This window comes from Actinosynnema sp. NPDC050436 (assembly GCF_040655415.1).
Lineage (GTDB): Bacteria > Actinomycetota > Actinomycetes > Mycobacteriales > Pseudonocardiaceae > Actinosynnema.
This window is the reverse complement of the sequence record NZ_JBFAJV010000001.1, coordinates 835,514-853,554: the sequence shown is the minus strand read 5'-3', so window position 1 is coordinate 853,554 and position 18,041 is coordinate 835,514. Positions and strand designations below refer to the sequence as shown.

Sequence of the window (18,041 nt, the reverse complement as noted above, 5' to 3'; positions counted from 1 at the left end):
CCCGAACGGGCGATATTCGTATTACTCGAAAGAGTGATACACCGTTTTTCTGGTCAGCGCGCTGTCACTGAGGAGGTCGGTGTTGTCCGCGAACTGGTCGACCGCGCCGGTCCACGGCCGCGCCCGCAGCGCGGTGTCCGCGATGCCCTCCACCAGCGCGTCGGCGAACCGCTCGGCGTGCAGCACGCGGTACGGCCGGCTGTGGTAGGGCCTGGTGGACGGGTCGATCGGCGGGGTGAGCCCGAGCCGGTTGTGCTCCCGCGCGACGGCGGTGTAGGCGGTCGCCAGGTGTTCCTCGCGCGCACGCCACCCGGTCGCCGCGAGCACGGCGGACAGCACGGGCGCCAACTCCGCCGACACCCGTTCGGGTAGTGTGCGGAATGCGCTGCCCACCCATTTCGAGTACGGCGGGTAACGGCGGTGCGCGAGCAGGCACAACCGCACCAGGTCGCGCACCTGGCGGGCCGCGACGACCGCCGAACCGAGCTCGTCGCCGACCTCGCCGCACCGGCCGACGAACGCCTCCTCCTGCGACAGCCGCCGCCACTGGCAGGCCAGCACGTACCGCCACACGTCGTCGGGGTACCAGGCCAGCCGGCGGCGGGCCGAGGTCAGCGCGCCGAACCCGTCGTGGAACACCTCGCCGCAGGTCGCCTCGGCGAGCTTCTGGGTCGGCGTGGCCAGCCAGTCGGCGGTGGTGAGGTCGACGCGCGGGTCGAAGCCCAGGTGCGCGGTGAACCAGGCGCCCACCGTCGCCACCTCCACCCGGTGGTCGACCGGGCCATCGGTGTGCGCCATGACGCCGACGCCCTCGCCGGCGAAGTGCGTCGGGTGGCCCAGGAACTCCTTGGGCAGGTCGTCGGCCAGCGCGGCGTGGACCGCCGGGCCCCGGTCGTCGCCGCGCTCCAGGAAGAGTTGCAGGCGCGGGCCCCACTCGTGGTCGGCCGACCGGGGCGTGTCGAACCCGAGCACCTCCGACCCCGGGCCGATCCGCGCGGCGGCGTGCGGCACGTCCCCGAACCGGTCGTGCAGCAGCGGTCGGACCACCTCGGTGTAGAAGCGCCGGGACAGGTCGAGGCCGGGGGTGAACACCCCCGGATACTGCCCGTACCGACCGCCCCGGCGCAGCGGGATCGCGCATCGCGGCCACCGTGCCTGCTCAGCGGGGGTGCGGTGGGGCGGCGGAGACCGCCGAACAGCGGCGTGGCCCCCCGGCGGGGGTCAGGGCAGCGGCAGGTCCGGTGGGATCTGGAGGGCCACGTTGATCAGCGCGTGCACCCGGGTGGCGATCGCGCCCAGCAGGCCCTGCAACTCGGGGGAGGCGCTCTCGGCCGCCGCGTGCAGCACCTGGAGGTCCTCGTCGATGCGGGACAGGATGGCCCCCACGTCGGTCTGGCCGTTGGTCAGCGCTGCGGCGATCTCGTCCAGCGGCAGGCCGTGCACCTCCAGCCGCTGCACCAGGTGGATGCGCTCGACGTCGACCATGCGGTACAGGCGGTAGTTCCCGGCCGTGCGCTGGGCGGGCGCGAGGAGGCCCAACTGGGTGTAGTAGTCCACCGTGCGGATGCTGACGCCGGCTCGTGCCGCCAACTCGCCGATCCTGATCAGGGCCTCGCTCACAAACCATACAGTGCCACGTGCTAGTGTCGATGTCATGCCAGATCCGACGGATTCCGACGGTTGCAGTAGCGAGCCGGGCGAGCCCCGGCCACCTCGCGGCGGTGCGCAGTGCTGATCATCGGCGGCCTGCTGGCCATCGTCGCGCTCACCGCCGCGACCGGGTACTTCGTGGCGCAGGAGTTCGCCTACATGGCGGTCGACCGGGGGCGCCTCCGGCACATGGCCGAGAACGGCGACAAGGCCGCCGAACGCGCCTACGCCGTCACCAAGCAGCTCTCCTTCATGCTCTCCGGCGCCCAGTTCGGCATCACGGTCACCGCGCTGCTGGTCGGCTACATCGCCGAACCGCTGCTCGGCACCGGCCTGGCCGACCTGCTCGGGTTCACCGGCCTGCCCGAGGCGGCGCGGCTGTCGCTGTCGCTGGTCGTGGCGCTGGTGTTCGCCACCGTCGTGCAGATGGTGCTCGGTGAGCTGCTGCCCAAGAACCTGGCCATCGCCCGGCCCGAGCCGCTGGCGAAGTTCCTGGCCCCCTCCACCGCCGTCTACCTGAAGGTGGCCGGCCCGGTGATCCGCCTCTTCGACGCCTCGGCCAACCGGCTGCTGCGCGCGGTCGGCATCGAACCGGTCGAGGAGCTGCCGCAGGGCGCGACCTCCGAGGACCTGGTGCAGATCATCGGCACCGCCGGCGCGGAGGGCCACCTGGACCCCGAGCTGACCCGGCTGCTCGACCGGGGCCTGGACTTCCGGGGCCTCACCGCCGACCAGGCGATGACGCCGCGCGTCGCGGTCCGCACGGTCGGCGCGGACGAGCCGACCTCCCGCGTGGTCGAGCTGCTCGACACCGGCCACTCCCGCTTCCCCGTCGTCGGCCGCGACCTGGACGACCTGGTCGGCGTGGTCGGCCTGGCCGAGGTGCTCACCGTGCCGCCGGAGCACCGGCGCGGCACCCCCGTGCGGTCGATCGCCGTGCCGGCGCTCGTGGTGCCCGCGTCGCTCGGCCTGCCCGCCGTGCTGGAGCGGCTGCGCGCCGAACGCCGCCAGCTCGCCTGCGTGGTGGACGAGTTCGGCGGCTTCGCGGGCGTGGTCTCGCTGGAGGACCTGGCCGAGGAGCTGGTCGGCGAGATCCACGACGAGGACGACATCGTCGCCGAGGGCGTGCGCCGCCGGCCGGACGGCTGGTGGTCGGTGCCCGGCCGGGCGCGCATCGACGAGATCGCCGACGCCACCGGCATCGAGCTGCCGGCCGACGACAGCTACGACACGGTGTCCGGCCTGGTGCTGCACCGGTTGGGCCGCACCGCGCGCACCGGTGACGAACTCGCCCTCGACGGCGTGCTGGTGAAGGTGGCCGAGGTGTCCCGGCACGTGCCCAGCGCCGTCCTGCTGCACGCGGAGGACGGTCGATGAACACCGGGTGGGCGCTGGTCGCGTCACTGGTCCTGCTGGTCGCCAACGCCTTCTTCGTGGCCGGTGAGTTCGCCCTGATCGCCGCCAAGCGGCACCGCCTGGAACAGGCCGCCGAGGACGGCAGCCGGGCCGCCCGCGCGGCCGTGTCCGGCGTCCGCGAGCTGTCGCTCATGCTCGCCGGCGCGCAGCTCGGCATCACGCTGTGCACGCTGGGCCTGGGCGCGCTGGCCAAGCCGGCCGTGGCCGACCTGCTGGACCCGCTGCTGCTCGCGCTGGGCCTGCCGACCCAGCTCTCCTACGCGGTCGCGTTCACGATCAGCCTGGTGCTGGTGGTGTTCCTGCACATGGTGGTCGGCGAGATGGCGCCCAAGTCGTGGGCCATCGCGCACCCCGAGCGCTCGGCGCTGCTGCTGGCGATCCCGTTCCGGGCGTTCGCCAAGGCCGTGCGGTGGGTGCTGACCTCGCTCAACCACACCACGAACGCCCTGCTGCGCCTGGCGAAGGTCGAGCCGCAGGACGAGCTGTCCCGCGCGGACAAGCCGGACGACATCCGGATGCTGGTGCGGCAGTCCGCCGAGCACGGCCTCATCCCCGAGGGCCAGCAGCGACTGCTGACCCGGATGCTCCAGCTGCGCGGGACGTCCCTGGCGCAGGTGATGGTCCCGGTGTCCGAGGTGGACGCGATCGGCGAGGACACCGACGCGTACGCGGTCGAGCGGCACAGCCGCGCGACGGGCCGCTCCCGCTTCCCGGTGCGCGCCGGGGACGGCCGCTTCGTCGGCCTGGTGCACATCCGCGAGGTGGTCCGGGCGACGGCGGTGGGCGAGCCCCGCCCGGCCCGCGACCTGATGACCGAACCGCTCACCCTGCCGTCGTCCCTGTCGGTGCCCGACGCGGTGAGCGAGATGCGCGCCAACCGGTCGCAGCTCGCCCTGGTGGCGGACGGGGACGCGGTCGTGGGCATCGCGGCGCTGGAAGACCTGCTGGAGGAGCTGATCGGCGAGTTCGAGGACGAGACCGACTAGCCGCACGGAGCCACGACGGTGGTGACGTCCGCGTCGAACCGGCGCGGGCGTCGCCCGGGTCCGCCGGCCACGCCACGGATCGGGTGGGACGGCGACGAAGAGGAGCCTCTCCGCGCCGGCTCGCCGCGCTGTCCAGGACCACCCCCGACCGGTCCGCGCCCCGGGCACCGGGCCGGTCGAGCACCTCCCGGTGCAGCCGCCCGGTCCGCCGCGTGCAGCGTCGGTGCGCAGCCGGTGCCGCCCACCACCCATCCGGTGCGCACGGAGCGCGGGCGGGTTCTTCTGCTCGGCGGACGTGGTGGCCGCCCGGATGCAACGAATCGCGTCACTCCCGCATTGAGGGTGCGGAATCGAGGTCGAGCAGACGATCGGGAGTGGCCGATGGAGTATGCCGAGTACGTGGCGAGGCAGCGTCCCGCCCTGGTGCGGTTCGCCACGGTCCTCACCTGCCGCACGTGGCTGGCCGAGGACCTGGTGAGCGACGTGCTGGGCCGGGCGTTCGAGCACTGGGAACGGATCTCGGGGATGGGCGAGCCGAACGCCTACGTGCGGCGGATGGTGGTCAACGAGTACCTGTCCTGGCGCAGGAGGCTGGCCCGCTCGTCGCCGCGCGCCGAGGTCGCCCCCGAGGTGGTCTCCGACGGCGCGGACGAGCGGGCCGAGCGGGACGCGATGATCCGCCGCCTCGCCGGCCTGCCCCGGAAGCAGCGCGCGGCCGTGGTCCTGCGCTACTACGCGGGCCTGTCCGACCGGGAGATCGCCGCCCAGCTCGGATGCCGGGAAACGACCGTGCGCAGCCAGGTCCACCGGGCGCTCAACGCCCTCCGCATCGACCTCACCACCGGAGTCCCCCACTTCCAGGAGACCTCATGAGCGACCTCCGCACCCTCCACGACGCCTTCGCCGAGTTGGAGCGGCGTGCCGACGCCGGGGCCGCCCGCACGGCCCCGGTCGCGCGGCCCCGCCGGACCGCGCGGCTGGTACCGGTCGGGGCCACCGCCTTCGCGGTGGCGGGCCTGGTCGCCGGCGCGGTGTGGCTGGTGCCGGGCGGCTCCGGCCCGGAGGCCGCCGGCCCGCCGACCGGCTCGTCGACCGCACTGCCCACGACCACGGCCCGCAGCCCGGTCCCCGCCTCGCCCGACGAGCTGGCCGCCCGGTTCACGGTGGTGCTCGGCGGCAGCGCGACGTTCGAGGCCACCCAGAAGATCGCGGTGCCGGAGTCCTCCCCGTCCTCGAAGAACAACGTCCCGCACCAGGGGACGGGATCGGTCGTCACGCCGCAGGGACCGGACCCGGACGCCCCGACCAGCCCGCTCATCAGCGGAACCCTGACCTCCTCGGGCGTCACCGGCAGCTTCGGCCTGGCGGTCCGGCACAGCACGTCCGAACCCGGCGAGTGGTGCGGCCGGTTCCGCCCGGACTGCGCCGTCAGCACGCTGCCCGACGGCTCCCGGCTGGCGACGGGGACCGCGCGGTTCGCCCCCGGCGCGACGTCGTACATGGCGTGCCTCCAGCGGCCCGACGGGACGACGGTCCTGCTGTACGTCGGCAACCAGGAAGATCCCGGGGGCGCCGCGATCGGCTCGCCGGGCGGTGCGTTCCACGCGCCGCAGCCGCCGCTGACCCTCGACCGGGTCAAGGCGGTCGTCACCTCCGACAAGTGGTGGTGACGGGTTGCCGCCGGCCGGCCCGGTGGCCGGCCGGCGGGTCAGCGCGCGGTCGCGGGCTTGAGCAGCGGGGCGTCCCGGGTGAACACCCGGAAGCCGACGCCGTAGTACAGGTCGCGAGCCGCGCGGTGGGCCGGTGCGCCCAGGCACGCCACCGTCGCGTGGGTGGCACCGGCCGCCCGTGCCAGGTGCATCCCGTGCAGCAGCACCGCCCGGCCCAGCCCCCGGCGCCGGTACGCGGGGTGCGTGCCCACCGGCTCGAACTCGACGGTCCGGTTCGCCGCGTCCAGCCACAGGATCGCCGAGGACGCCATCGTCCCGTCCGGTGCCTCCACCAGCACGTGCAGGTCGCCCCGGTACGGCGGCGTCCGCCGGACGCCCCGGTACGCCTCGACCGTGTACGTCGAGCGGACCCACGCGTCGACGTGCGCCCGCACGACCGCCTCCGGGCCGACCTCGTCGGCGTCGCGGAAGCGGAAACCGGCGGGCAGCGCGGGTTCCTCCAGGTCGGTGAGGTCCCGCTCGTTGAGCTGGGTCCACGTCCCGGCGTCGCCGAGCGCGGACGGGTCGGTCCGGTAGCCGTGCGCCGCCCACCGGTCCACCGCGCATTCGTCGGCGGCGCTGGGCAGCACCGTGCGCTCCACGCCGGCCGCCGTAGCGTCGTACCAGTCGATCACCTCGTCCACCAGGCCGCCGTGGTCGGGGTGGACCTGGTAGGCGAGGTACGCCTCCTCCACGTCCTTCACCGCGCCGTCGCTCAACCGCACCCGGCGGGGGAGGGTGGCCCAGCCCCACGCCACCAACTCGCCGCCGGCGGACCACAGCCGGCGCCGCCAGCTCGCGCCGTCGGCGGCGTGCCCCTTGCCCCAGGTCCAGGCCAGCTCGCCCAGCGACGCGTCGGCGTTGACGAGGTCGGGGCGGGTGGCGGTGACCCGCTGCGCCAGGTCCTGCATGAGCCGGACGTCCTCGGCGGTCACGTGCTCGGCGTTCGCCATGGTGGGTCACTGTGTCAGCGCCCGGCGGGGCCGTCGAGCAGTTTTGCCGGACCGGGGCCGTTCAGCGGATGGCGGGCAGGTCCCGGAGCTGGCGGCGCGAGCTGATGCCGAGCTTGCGGAAGACGTTGCGCAGGTGCGCGTCCACGGTGCGCGGGCTGAGGAACAGCTTGGCGGCCACCTCCTTGGACGTCGCGCCCTCCGCGACCTGGCGGGCGATGTGCACCTCCTGCACGGTGAGCGCGGCCGGGGCCGGCGCGGAACGGCTGCGCGCGCGTTCCCCGGTGGCCCGCAGCTCGGCCGCCGCGCGGGCGGCGAACCCCTCCGCGCCGATCCCGGACAGCAGCTCGTGGGCCTCGCGCAGCTCGGTCCGGGCGTCCCGGCGGCGTCCCCGCCGGCGCAGCCACTCCCCGTAGACCAGGTGGGCGCGACCGCGCGCCACCACCCCTGGTCCGGCGGCGAGCAGCTCGACCGCCCGGCGGTAGGCGTCCTCGTCGTCGTGCACCAGCGCCCGCGCGCAGACCTCGACGCCCCGTCCCCACGGCTGCCCGCCGGCACCCGCCCGGTCGGCCAGCACCGCCAGCGCCTCGCGCGCCACGTCGGCCCGGTCGCAGCGCACGGCCGCCTCCACCAGCTCCGGCAGGGCCTGGCCGGCCAGGCCGAGGTCGCCGGTCGCCACCGCCCGCCGAGCGGCCTCCAGGGCGGCGGGGTAGTCGGCCAGGCCGTTGTTCAGCACGGCCCGCGCGTACTGCACGCTCAAGCTCAGGTGCGGGCCGACCCGGGCGAACAGCTCCTCGGCCTCCACGCGCCGCCCCTGCAACGCCGCCACGTGCAGGCGCGGGTAGACCAGCGGCGCGGCTCCCGTGGCCTCCGCGATCGCCTCCTCCTCGGAGATCATGTCCTTGGCCGCGCCGAGGTCGCCGCCGTGGGCGCGGACCGTGGCGAGCATGGCCAGCCCGATCGGCAGCCGGTGGAACGACCCGGACTCGCGGCCGGCCGCGACGGTGCGCGCGGCGATGTCGTGCATCGCCTCGGCGTCCCAGAACTCCAGGGCGAGCAGGTACCCGAGGGTGGGCCACCGGGTCCAGGTCTCGTCGCCGCTGTCCGCCACGACCGCCCGCAGCAGGTCGGCCGCCGCCCGGTGGCCGTGGTCGGCCAGGGCGACCACGCCGTCCAGGAGGAGGTCGGCGGCGCGGGTGGGGCCGGGGGCGGCCGGCGCGGTCCGGGCGGCGGCCAGCACCTCGGCCAGGCCGCCGGTCAGGACGCCCACCTCGACCGCGTCCAGGTACGTCGTCCGCGCGTCCGCCGGTGCCTCCTCGACCAGGCCGGCGGCGGCGCGCAGCAGGTGGGCGGTGGGCAGGTCGCCGCCCCGGAACCGGGCGAAGGAGATCCGGCCGCGCAGCAGGTCGGCGCGCGGGTCGTCGGGCGGCGCGGTGGACAGCAGCTCGGTGGCCACGTCGAAGTCCCCGGCCGACAGCTTGGCCCCGACGGCGGCGAGCACCCGTTCGCCGCGCAGCCCGGGGTCGGGCGTCAGCGCGGCGGCGCGCTCCAGGAACGCCGCCGAGGCGGCCACCCCGCCCCGGGACTGCGCGCGGGACGCCGAGCGCACCAGCGCGGCGGCCACGTCCTCGTCGGGGCCGACGGCGGCCCGCGCGCGGTGCCAGGCGACCCGGTCGGGGTCGGCCACCGGGTCGCCGACCCGCGCGAGGGCGTCGTGCGCGCGCCGCCGCTGCTCGTCGGTCGCGGCCTGGTAGACGGCGGAACGGGCCAGCGGGTGCACGAACCGCACCCGCGTGCCGAACTCGACCAGCGGCACGTCCCGCGCGGCGGCCCCCTCGACGCCCAGCAGCGCCGCCGCTCGCCACAGCAGGCCGGGATCGCCCACCGGCTCGGCCGCCGCCACGGTGAGCAGCAGCCGCACGTCGTCGGGCAGCCGGGACAGCCGGGCCCGGAAGCTCCGCTCGACGGCGACCGGCGCGGGCAGGTCGAACCCGCCGGCCAGGCCGGTCAGACCGGAGGTCCGGGCCAGCTCGACCAGCGCCAGCGGGTTGCCGCGCGCCTCGGCCAGGACGCGGTCGCGGACCCGCTCGTCCAAGGGGGCGCGGATCGCGCCGGCCAGCAGCGCGCGCGCCTCGGGCTCGCCCAGGGGCCGCACCTCCAGGTCGGGCAGGCTGTCCAGCGCCCTCGCGCCCTCGCGCGCGGCGAAGACCATCGCCACCCGTTCGGCGCCGACCCGGCGGGCCACGAACGCCAGCGCGCGGGCCGAGGCGTCGTCCAGCCACTGGGCGTCGTCGACCAGGCACAGCAGCGGCCGGTCGGGCTCCAGCAGCAGGCCCAGCGCCGCTGCGCCGGCCAGGAACGGGTCGGGCGTGCCGGTGTCCAGGCCGAACGCGATCCGCAGCGCCGCGCGGTGCGGCGCGGGCAGCGCGTCGAGGTGCCCCAGCACCGGCACGCAGAGCTGGTGCAGCGCCGAGTACGGCAGCTCGGTCTCGAACTCGGCGCCGGACGCGGTGATGACCAGGAACTCGGGCGCAGAGCCCGCCAGGTGGTCGAGCAGCGCGGTCTTGCCGATGCCGGGCTCCCCGCGCACGAGCACGGCACCGCCCTGCGAGCGGCTCGCGTCCTGCAGCAGGACCCGCAACCGTGCGGTCTCCTCGCGCCGCCCGAGCAGGCCGCTCACCGGCACCCCGCCGGCGTGCGCGAGCCGCGCCCCGACCGGTCCGGGACCGTCGCCCGGGCGGTCGCGGTGCGGTCGGGTCCTACGTGATCGGGCCTCGAGGGGCTACGGAGTTCTACGTAGTTCTCGCCGACGCGACCACCGCCGCCGGCGCGGGAAGGTCGACCCAGGCGCTCGTCCGCCGTCCGGTGAACCCAGGAGATGACCATGACCTCACGACCCCCTCGCCGCCTGGCCGGCGCGCGCGCCGCGCTGCTCGCGCTCCCGCTGGCCGCCGGCCTGCTGGGCGCGGCTGCCCCACCCGCCTCGGCCGACACCCCCGACCGGACCACGGTACCCACCCGGACGGCCGGGACCGACACCGCTCCGCTGACCTGCCGGGGCGAGGGCGTCGACCCGGCGGCCAGGATCCGGTACCGGACCGAGACGCTCGTCGACGCGCCGATGAGCACCGTCTGGAAGCTCCAGACCGACGTGGCGCGCTGGCCGTCCTGGCAGCCGCCGGTGACCGGTGCCGAGCGCCTCGACCACGGGCCGCTGCGCCCGCGCTCGCAGTTCCGCTGGACGACGCCGGTGCCGGCCACCCCCACCACGCCCGCCACGACGCTGGTCATCACCTCGACCGTCCAGCAGCTCCGGCACGAACGATGCCTGCGCTGGACCGGCCCGGCGATCGGCGAGGGCCTCACGATCGACCGAGGCGTCCACGTCTGGACCTTCACCCGGGTCCACGGCGGCGTCCTCGTGCGCACCGAGGAGACCTGGACCGGCGCGCAGGTGGAGGCCGACGTGCCGACCTCCGTCCACTTCCTCGGCGAGGGCCTCAAGGCGTGGCTCGCCGACCTCAAGACCACCGCCGAAGCCCGCCACTGCGACTGACCGCGAAAGGCAGCGGACCGTGACCACCGCGCTCGCCCACCCCCGCGCCCAGCGCCGAGCCGCGTGACCCCGGGACGTGGTGCCGTCCCGCGATCCGCCATCCGGGCGACGGCAGGCCGCCGAAAGGGGCCGTCCGGGTGGCGGGTGCCCGACGGGAGGGCTCCGATGCGCGCCCGGACAACGGCCGTGCGCTCCGGTTCAAGGCCGAACCTCGCGGCGTTTGCTGGACTGGGCGAATGGTCGACGCGGACTTCGTGGTGGTGGGTGGTGGCACGGCCGGCTGCGTGCTGGCCCGGAGGCTGCTGGACCTGACCGAGGGCACGGTGCTGCTCCTGGAGGCCGGCGACCGGGACACCAACCCCGCCATCCACGACCCGCTGCGGATGCACGAGCTGTGGCACAGCGCCCAGGACTGGGGCCTGCGCACGGTCCCGCAGCCCGGCGCGGCGGACCGCGCGCTGCACCTGCCGCGCGGACGGGTGCTGGGCGGCTCGCACGCGCTCAACGCGATGATCCACGTCCGGGGCAACCCCGCCGACTACGACGACTGGGCCGCGCGCGGCAACGAGGGCTGGTCGTGGGCGGACGTCGAGCCGGTGTTCCGGCGGATCGAGGACGGCCCGCTCAGCATCCTGCGCGACTACACCGCCGACCCGGTCCAGGACTCGATCCTGGCCGCCGCCCAGCAGGCCGGCGTGCCCTACAACGCCGACTACAACGACGGCGACCAGACCGGTGTGAGCCGGATGCAGTTCACCATCGCCGCCGGCGAGCGGCACACCACCGCGCGCGCCTACCTCGGGCCGGTGCTCGACCACCCGAGGTTCACCCTCGTCACCAACGCCCACGTGCGCAAGCTGCTGATGTCCGGCGACCGGTGCGTCGGCGTGGAGTGGACGGAGTACGACCGGGTGCGCCGCGCGCACGCCGGCGAGGTGGTGCTCAGCGCGGGCGCGCTGGGCTCGCCGCTGGTGCTGCTGCGCTCGGGCATCGGGCCCGCCGACGACCTGCGGGCGCTGGGCGTCGACGTGGTCGCCGACCTGCCCGGCGTCGGCGAGAACTTCCAGGACCACTGGCTGGTGCCCACGATCTTCAGCGCCGCCAAGCCGATCGGTCACACGCCGGGCATCCCGCCCGCGCAGACGCACCTGTTCTGGCGCAGCCGCCCGGGGTTGCCGGGCCCCGACCTCCAGCCGCTGCACTTCAGCGCCCCGCTCTACGAGCAGTGGATGTCCGGACCGGACAACGGGTTCTCGCTGATGGCCGGCCTGATCCGCCCGGAGAGCGCGGGTCGGGTCACGCTGTCCGCCCCGGACGGACCGCCGGTCATCGACCCGCGCGTGCTGTCCGCCGGGTCCGATGTGGACGCCCTCGTGGAAGCCGTCCTGCTGTGCCAGGAGATCGGGCACGAGCGGGCGCTCAAGGAGTGGGGCGCGGACGAGATCTACCCGGGCAGGCTGGAGCTGCGCGACTACGTGCGCCGGTCGGTGATCACCTACCACCACCAGTCGGGCACGTGCGCGATGGGCAGCGTGGTGGACGCCGGGCTCCGGGTGCGCGGCATCGACGGGCTGCGGGTGGCCGACGCGTCGGTCATGCCGTCGATCGTCTCCGGCAACACCAACACGCCGACCGCGATGATCGCGGAGAAGGCGGCCGAACTGATCTCGCGGTGACGGACGGCCCAACGTCCCCCGCCGTCCGTCACCGTCGCTTCCCGACGCGGTCACACCCGGTGCGCGTGCCGATGCGCGCAACGGGTGCACGATCGACCGCACGGCCCGCCGGCGCGTGCCGTATTCGACGTCACCGCGCGGCTTTCGACGTCCTCGCGCGGGTATTCGAGGTGACCGCGCGCGACCGGCCCATTCGGACGTACAGCTCGCCGATCGTTACAAGATATGTGCAACTGGCGGCGCTCGGTCGTCCCTACGTTGGCCTTGGCGGCCCGGTCCCGGGCCGCTCGGGTCGTGGAACGGATGGGACGGTGCGTGGTGCGGTGACCAAGGACGAGCTGCTCTTCAACACCTGGCTCACCAGCGTCAACACCCGGTTGGGTCGCTACATCGTCCGGCTGATGGACGAGAGCGCGCACGCCGCTCCGGCGGCCGGCCGCACCGGGTACGGCGTCGAGCTGGCCGACGTGGAGGTCGAACTGGCCGACGACCTGAACCGGCTCGCGCGGGCCATCGCGCTGAAGGCGGCCGGGCGGCCGTACCCCGTGGACGACCGGTGAGGTGACGCCGGGGCGGAGCGCCCGCCGGCGGGGCGGGCGGCTGCGGCGCGGTGCCGTCAGCCGCCCCCGGTCACGCCCGGTAGCGCGGATTCGTGTTGTGCCACTCGAAACCGCCGCCCATCCAGGACCGCAGCCCGCGCAGGAACCGCTGGAGCTCGGGCGACGGGACCGCCAGCAGCTCCCGGTGCGACGCCTCGAAGTCGCGGACGATCCGGTTGTGCAGCTCGACGGTCTCCTCGGTGGCCTCGGCGATCGGGCACCGCCGGTCCGCCGCGATCTGGAGCACCATGTTGACCACCGGGTGCTCGTCGGCCGCGTCCTTGGTGACCGACATCAGGTCGTTGACCAACACCGCCGCCGTGCCGGCCTGGAACGCGGCCCGCCGCACCTTCGGGTCGTAGTACAGCTCGGCCGGCACCTCGTAGCCGCCGACCGCGTCGATCACCGTCATCGACGTGTAGAAGGTGTCGTGCTGCCGGGTGGCGAGGTACTTCCACGCCGGCGGGTACTCGCCGGTGTACCGCCAGGCGGCGTAGGAGTTCCAGGAGACGAACATGGCGAACGTCGAGTAGTTCACCCGCTGCACCAGCGCCGCCGAGCCGTACCGGCTCAGGTGCTCGATGCCGGTGCGCAGCGCGATGAGCACCGGCTCGGCGGCCAGCGCCTCCTCCACCGGAGGGGTGAACCGGCCGGCGTCCGGGAGCGGGTCCATCGCGGCCATCGCCAGCGCCAGGCGGGGCGGCAGCTCGGTCGGCTGCGCGCCCATCTCGCTGCTGTCGGCGTACAGGTCGTCGGCGGCCCACCAGGCGGCGTTGAGCTTGGCCGCGATCAGCAGGTGCTCGGGGTCGTCGGAGTCGGTGTGGGTCAGCACGGCCAGCCGCCCGAACCCGGCGGCGCGCAGCATCCCCAGCTCCTCGCCGACGAAGCCGCACTGCGCGGCCCACGCCTCCAGCCCGTCCTCCACGAGGTCGGTGAGCGGCTGGTTCTCCCGCTCGGCGGGGGGCACGTAGAGCGGCGCGTACCGCCCGTCGCCCCATTCGCGCAGGACGTACCCCGGACCGGGCGCGGTCCGGGCGGCCCGCACCGCCTCGCCCACCACCGCCGCGACGGCCGGCACCCCACCGGCGTCCGGACCCGACCCGAGGAGGTGCAGTCCGGGGAGGGCAGGCCCGGGGAGGGCAGGCGCGGGGAACGGCGGTGCGAGCGGCGCGGTCGACCCCGGGATCAGCGGCACCGCAGGCGACCCGGCCGGTGCCGTCCCGGTGGGCGGCGCGGTGAGGGGTGGTGCGGCTGGTGCCGTCCCGGTGGACGGCGGGCTGACGGGTGGCGCGGCCGGCGCGGTCCCGGTGGGCGGTGCGGTGAGGGGTGGTGCGGCGTGCGGCGTGCCCGCCGGTGGCCGCGTGACGGGCGGCGGCGCGGGTGTCGGGGCGGGCGGTTCGGGCAGCAGGCGGGCGAACTGGCTCGCGACGCGGGCGGCGGCGGTCCCCAACCCGGTCGGCGTGGTCCAGTCGGAGGTCGCGGTCGCCTGGTCGGCGGGGGCGGTGTCCGTCACAACGGTCGAGAGTGGCAGCCCCGGCCCCGGCCGGCCATCCGCCAGCCGGGGACACCCTCCGCACGAACGAGTGGTTGCCGGGCGGCCGGCCCACCGGGCGGGACGTTCGGAGCAACTTCCGGCCGACCGCTTCCGCGCGGTCCGCCGGTCGATAGCATGGCGGTCACCGGGCCGGCGGCCCCATTCCGCCGCCCGAATGCGCACGTCCTCGCACACGACCCCCGACACCGGTTGAATTCGCAGGTCGACCGCCTGGAGGAAACACGTGTCCACCCGTCGCGCAGCCGTGCTGACGAGCCTGTTGACGTTATCCGCGGTGCTTCCCGGAGGAATCGCCTCCCAAGCTGCGGGAGAAACCCCGAAAATGGCCTTCGCGGTCTCCGAAGAACTCCGGGAGGTGGTCGACGAGAAAGGCGCACTCGGTTTCTACCACGACGAGCGGCGGAACGGGTTCGTCGTCGTCCTGCCCGCCTCCGGACCGGGCAGCACCCGCACGGCGGCCGACTTCGCGGTGCGCGGCACCACGCCCGCCGTGACCCGCAGCCGCACCACCCGGGCCGAGGTCGACGCGGTCGACGCCCGCATCCGCGCCCGAGCCCGGCAGGACCCGGCCGGTCACGTCTACGGCTCGGTGTTCGACCTCGCCCGGGACGTGGTGGTGGTGACCTCGGACGCGCCGCCGGACGTGCTGGAACCGCTGTCCGCCGGGCTCTCCGTCCCCGTGGAGCACCGCTACGGCGGGGGAGGGCGCGACTCGCGGCAGAACGACCCGCGCCCGTTCCGGGGCGGCGCGGCGATCACCGTCGGGTCCGGGAAGTGCACCAGCGGGTTCACCGTCGCGGACCCCGACGGCAACCGCTACCTGCTCACCGCCGGCCACTGCGGGTACGTGCCGGGGGTGCCGATCGGCCGGCCGGTGCAGAACACCGGCAGCGGCCAGTTCATGGGCAACTTCTACAACTGGAACTTCCCGGACCGCGACCTCGCGCTCGTCGGCACCGTGCAGACCGGTTACTACGGGCGGGAGATCTACGTCGGCGACGCCACCGGGAAAACGATCCGGGTGGCCGGCGCGGCCGATCCCGTGGTGGGCCGGGGCGACCTGTGCCGCAGCGGTGCCGCCACCTACGAGAAATGCGGCCACCGGGTCGTGAACACCACCGGGCAGTTGTGCACGGGAGCCGGCTGCACGCGCAACCTCATCACTTACGACAAAGGCACGGCACCACAGGAAGGTGATTCCGGGGCACCGTTCTACACCTACAACGGCGACCGGAGCGCGGTCGTCGTGCACGGCATCCACGTCGGCAGGTCCGGGAGCCTGTACTTCGCCGAGAAGTGGAGCCTGATAGCGAGCAGCCAGGGCGTGTCGGTGGTGACCCAGCCCTGACCCGGGCCGCCGCGCCGAGGGGGTGGAAGGTCCCCCGGCGCGGCCGTCCCGGTCAGGCCGCGCCGGTGTTCATGGTGCGCAGGATGCTGTGCTGGTCGATCCGGTCGCCGGTCAGCTCGGCGCACACCGCGCCCTTGTGGAACACCACGACCCGGTCGCACGCCGCGACCAGCTCGTCCAGGTCGGTGGAGCACAGCACCACCACCTTGCCCGCGTCCGCCACGGCCCGCAGCAGCGCGTGGATCTCGGCACGCGCGCCCAGGTCCACGCCCCGGGTCGGGTCGTCGAGCAGCAGGACGGACGGGTCCGCCGCGAGCCACTTGGCCAGCACCACCTTCTGCTGGTTGCCGCCGGAGAGCAGCCCGGCGCGGGCGTCCACGTTCGGCGGCTGCACGCGGACCCGCTCGGCCAGCGCCCGCGCCGACTCGCGCAGCGCCCCGGTCCGCAGCAGCCCGCCGGCGGCCGACAGCGCCACCGGCCGGACCTGCGCGATGTTCTCCCACACCGGCTTGTCCAGCATCAGGCCGACCCGCCGCCGGTCGCCGGACACCAGCGCCACCCCGGCGGCGATGGCCGACCGGAAGTCGCGCGGGGTCCGCCCGTTGGGCAGCGTCACCGAGCCCCGGACCGGCCGCCGGATGCCCGCGACCACCTCCAGCGCCGTGGTGTGCCCGGAGCCGGCGAGCCCGGCCAGGCCGACGACCTCGCCGCCCGAGCAGGACAGGTCGACGTCGGTGAGCCGGTCGGGCACGGTCACGCCGCGCAACTCCAGCTTCGCCGCGCCCGGCGTGCCGGTCGTGCGGACCGGGACCGGCAGGTCCTTGCCCAGCATGGCGTGCACGATGTCGCCGATGTCCAGCTCGGCGCGCGGCCGGGCGTCGAGCACCGTGCGGCCCTCGCGCAGCACGGTGATCTCGTCGCACAGGTTCATCACCTCTTCGAGGATGTGCGACACGAACACCACCGCCACCTCGCGGTCCCGCAGCACCCGCAGGATGTCCAGCAGGCGCGAGGAGCTGTCGCGGTCCAGCGCCGAGGTCGGCTCGTCCAGGATGAGCACCTTGGGCTGCACGATCAGCGCCTTGGCGATCTCCACGAGCTGCCGCTGCGCCAGCGACAGGGAGCCGAGCTTCGCCTTCGGGTCGACGTCGAGGCCGAGCTGGTCGAGCACCGGCAGCGCCCTGCCCAGCATCGCCGCCCGGTCGAGCAGCGGTCCCCGGGTCGGTTCGCGCATCGGGTAGAGGTTGGCCAGGACGTCGAGGTCGGGGAACAGGTTCAGCTCCTGCGACACGACGGCGACCCCGTTGGCCGCCGCCTGCGCCGTGCTGGCGAACGCGACCTCCGCGTCCGCCAGCCGCAGCGCGCCGGCGTCCGGCGTCACCGCCCCGGTGATCACCTTGATCAGCGTGGACTTGCCCGCGCCGTTCTCGCCCAGCAGCGCGTGCACCGAGCCGGGGCGCAGCGTGAGGTCCGCTCCGGCCAGCGCGGTGACCCCGCCGTAGGTCTTGGTGATCCCGCGCGCGGTGAAGGCGTGCATCAGTTGGCATCTCCGATGGACTTGAGGTACTTCGACGGGTCGGCGAGCTGCTTCTCGGTCTCCGCCTTGAACGCCGCCGTGCGGGTGCCCTCGTCCTTCTGCCGGGCCATGATCTGGTCGATGTTGGCCGCGTTGACCACCAGCGAGCCGGTGTTCCACCAGCCCTTGGGCAGCTCCTTGCCGTTGCGCTTGTGCTCGATGAGCAGGCTCAGCGCGACGTAGCCCTTCAGCCAGTGCTCGGGCGAGGCGAGCGCGAACACGTAGCCGTCCTTGACCGCCTGGAGCGCGGCGACGTCCGGGTCGCAGGAGCCCGCCAGGAACTTGCGGCCGGTGTTCTTCTGGATCAGCGCGAGCGACACCGCGTCCTGCGCGCCGACGCCGAGGTAGCCGATGGCGTCCGGGTGCGCCTTGACGATGTCGTTCCACTTGTTGAAGTTCGACGTCGGCTCGGAGCCGGAGTCGAACGGGCCGCTGATCCGCAGGCCGGGTCGCTTGGCCTCGATCACCGACTTCATGCCGTCCAGCCGCTGCTGGAGCAGGGTCAGGCCGGGGATGGCGTTGCCGAGCACGACCTCGCCGGTGGTGCCCTCGGGCACCTGCTTGACGAACTCCTCGCCGAGCATCTTGCCCAGCTCGGTGTTGCTGTTGCCGATGAACAGGTCGACCTTGGTGCCCGCCGGGGGAGCGGTGTCCACCGCGACGATCGGCACGCCCAGGTCGGTGGCCTGGTTGAGCGGGCGCACGAACAGGTCGGGCGTCAGCGTCTCCAGGGCCACGCCGTCCTTGGAGTTGCGGATCGCCGACTGGAAGAGCTGCACCTCCTGCGGACCGTCCACCTGGGACGGTGCGCTCAGCGCCAGGTCGACGTTGCCGGCGTTGGCCGCAGCGGCCTTCGCGCCGAACGCCATCTCCTGGAACGGGTTCTGCGTCGACGTGGCGTAGACGAACGCCATCTTGAGCGGCGCGTTCGTGCCCGGCTCCGCCGAGCCGCAGCCGGCCAGCAGGGCGGCGACGGCGAACGCCGCCACGTACCGATGGGGACGCATCAGGACCTCTTTC

Annotated in this window: 15 protein-coding genes; 8 read left to right on the top strand and 7 right to left on the bottom strand. The window is 74.6% G+C overall.

Annotated elements, in window-relative coordinates; genetic code table 11:
- Window positions 1-21: 21 nt before the first annotated feature.
- Window positions 22-1,092, bottom strand: a complete 1,071-nt coding sequence (locus AB0I60_RS03620) for a DUF4037 domain-containing protein (protein WP_360725627.1) — start codon at window positions 1,090-1,092, stop codon at window positions 22-24.
- A gap of 129 nt (window positions 1,093-1,221) precedes the next feature.
- Window positions 1,222-1,620, bottom strand: a complete 399-nt coding sequence (locus AB0I60_RS03615; protein WP_360725626.1) for a MerR family transcriptional regulator — start codon at window positions 1,618-1,620, stop codon at window positions 1,222-1,224.
- A gap of 108 nt (window positions 1,621-1,728) precedes the next feature.
- Between AB0I60_RS03615 and AB0I60_RS03610 the strand changes: the two genes are divergently transcribed.
- The 4 genes from AB0I60_RS03610 to AB0I60_RS03595 all read left to right on the top strand — a co-directional run bounded on the left by AB0I60_RS03610 (window position 1,729) and on the right by AB0I60_RS03595 (window position 5,722).
- On the top strand, window positions 1,729-3,027 hold the full coding sequence (locus AB0I60_RS03610; RefSeq protein WP_360725625.1) for a hemolysin family protein: 1,299 nt from the start codon (window positions 1,729-1,731) through the stop codon (window positions 3,025-3,027).
- Window positions 3,024-4,052 (top strand): hemolysin family protein, encoded by a 1,029-nt coding sequence (locus AB0I60_RS03605; RefSeq protein WP_360725624.1) that lies wholly within the window; start codon window positions 3,024-3,026, stop codon window positions 4,050-4,052. The genes AB0I60_RS03610 and AB0I60_RS03605 overlap by 4 nt, the downstream gene beginning before the upstream one ends.
- 381 nt (window positions 4,053-4,433) lie before the next feature.
- Window positions 4,434-4,925 carry a SigE family RNA polymerase sigma factor gene (locus tag AB0I60_RS03600; protein ID WP_360725623.1) on the top strand — a complete coding sequence of 164 codons (492 nt, stop codon included), beginning with the start codon at window positions 4,434-4,436 and terminating at the stop codon, window positions 4,923-4,925.
- Window positions 4,922-5,722 (top strand): hypothetical protein, encoded by an 801-nt coding sequence (locus AB0I60_RS03595; RefSeq protein ID WP_360725622.1) that lies wholly within the window; start codon window positions 4,922-4,924, stop codon window positions 5,720-5,722. Before AB0I60_RS03600 ends, AB0I60_RS03595 begins: the two co-directional genes overlap by 4 nt.
- Window positions 5,723-5,760: 38 nt before the next feature.
- On the opposite strand, the gene AB0I60_RS03590 is transcribed toward AB0I60_RS03595, so the two are convergent.
- On the bottom strand, window positions 5,761-6,714 hold the full coding sequence (locus tag AB0I60_RS03590; RefSeq protein WP_360725621.1) for a GNAT family N-acetyltransferase: 954 nt from the start codon (window positions 6,712-6,714) through the stop codon (window positions 5,761-5,763).
- A gap of 61 nt (window positions 6,715-6,775) precedes the next feature.
- The gene (locus tag AB0I60_RS03585) at window positions 6,776-9,391 is read right to left on the bottom strand and encodes an AAA family ATPase (RefSeq protein WP_360725620.1); all 2,616 of its coding nucleotides are present in this window, start codon (window positions 9,389-9,391) and stop codon (window positions 6,776-6,778) included.
- Window positions 9,392-9,595: 204 nt separating this feature from the next.
- Between AB0I60_RS03585 and AB0I60_RS03580 the strand changes: the two genes are divergently transcribed.
- The 3 genes from AB0I60_RS03580 (at window position 9,596) to AB0I60_RS03570 (ending at window position 12,503) form a co-directional block, all read left to right on the top strand.
- Window positions 9,596-10,267, top strand: coding sequence for an SRPBCC family protein (locus AB0I60_RS03580; protein WP_360725619.1), 672 nt, complete (start codon window positions 9,596-9,598; stop codon window positions 10,265-10,267).
- Window positions 10,268-10,503: 236 nt separating this feature from the next.
- Window positions 10,504-11,943, top strand: coding sequence for a GMC family oxidoreductase N-terminal domain-containing protein (locus tag AB0I60_RS03575; RefSeq protein WP_360725618.1), 1,440 nt, complete (start codon window positions 10,504-10,506; stop codon window positions 11,941-11,943).
- A gap of 323 nt (window positions 11,944-12,266) precedes the next feature.
- Window positions 12,267-12,503, top strand: coding sequence for a hypothetical protein (locus AB0I60_RS03570; protein WP_360725617.1), 237 nt, complete (start codon window positions 12,267-12,269; stop codon window positions 12,501-12,503).
- A 70-nt stretch (window positions 12,504-12,573) separates the two neighbouring features.
- Here the strand turns inward: AB0I60_RS03570 and AB0I60_RS03565 are convergent, their stop codons facing one another.
- Window positions 12,574-14,055, bottom strand: a complete 1,482-nt coding sequence (locus AB0I60_RS03565; RefSeq protein ID WP_360725616.1) for a family 2 encapsulin nanocompartment cargo protein terpene cyclase — start codon at window positions 14,053-14,055, stop codon at window positions 12,574-12,576.
- Window positions 14,056-14,419: 364 nt separating this feature from the next.
- Between AB0I60_RS03565 and AB0I60_RS03560 the strand changes: the two genes are divergently transcribed.
- Complete coding sequence (locus AB0I60_RS03560; RefSeq protein WP_360725615.1) at window positions 14,420-15,445, top strand: S1 family peptidase; 1,026 nt, start codon at window positions 14,420-14,422, stop codon at window positions 15,443-15,445.
- Between the two features lie 52 nt (window positions 15,446-15,497).
- On the opposite strand, the gene AB0I60_RS03555 is transcribed toward AB0I60_RS03560, so the two are convergent.
- A complete protein-coding gene (locus AB0I60_RS03555; RefSeq protein WP_360725614.1) occupies window positions 15,498-16,982 on the bottom strand; it encodes a sugar ABC transporter ATP-binding protein in 1,485 nt (494 codons plus the stop codon).
- The gene (locus tag AB0I60_RS03550) at window positions 16,982-18,028 is read right to left on the bottom strand and encodes a substrate-binding domain-containing protein (protein WP_360725613.1); all 1,047 of its coding nucleotides are present in this window, start codon (window positions 18,026-18,028) and stop codon (window positions 16,982-16,984) included. The genes AB0I60_RS03555 and AB0I60_RS03550 overlap by 1 nt, the downstream gene beginning before the upstream one ends.
- Window positions 18,029-18,041: the final 13 nt, after the last annotated feature.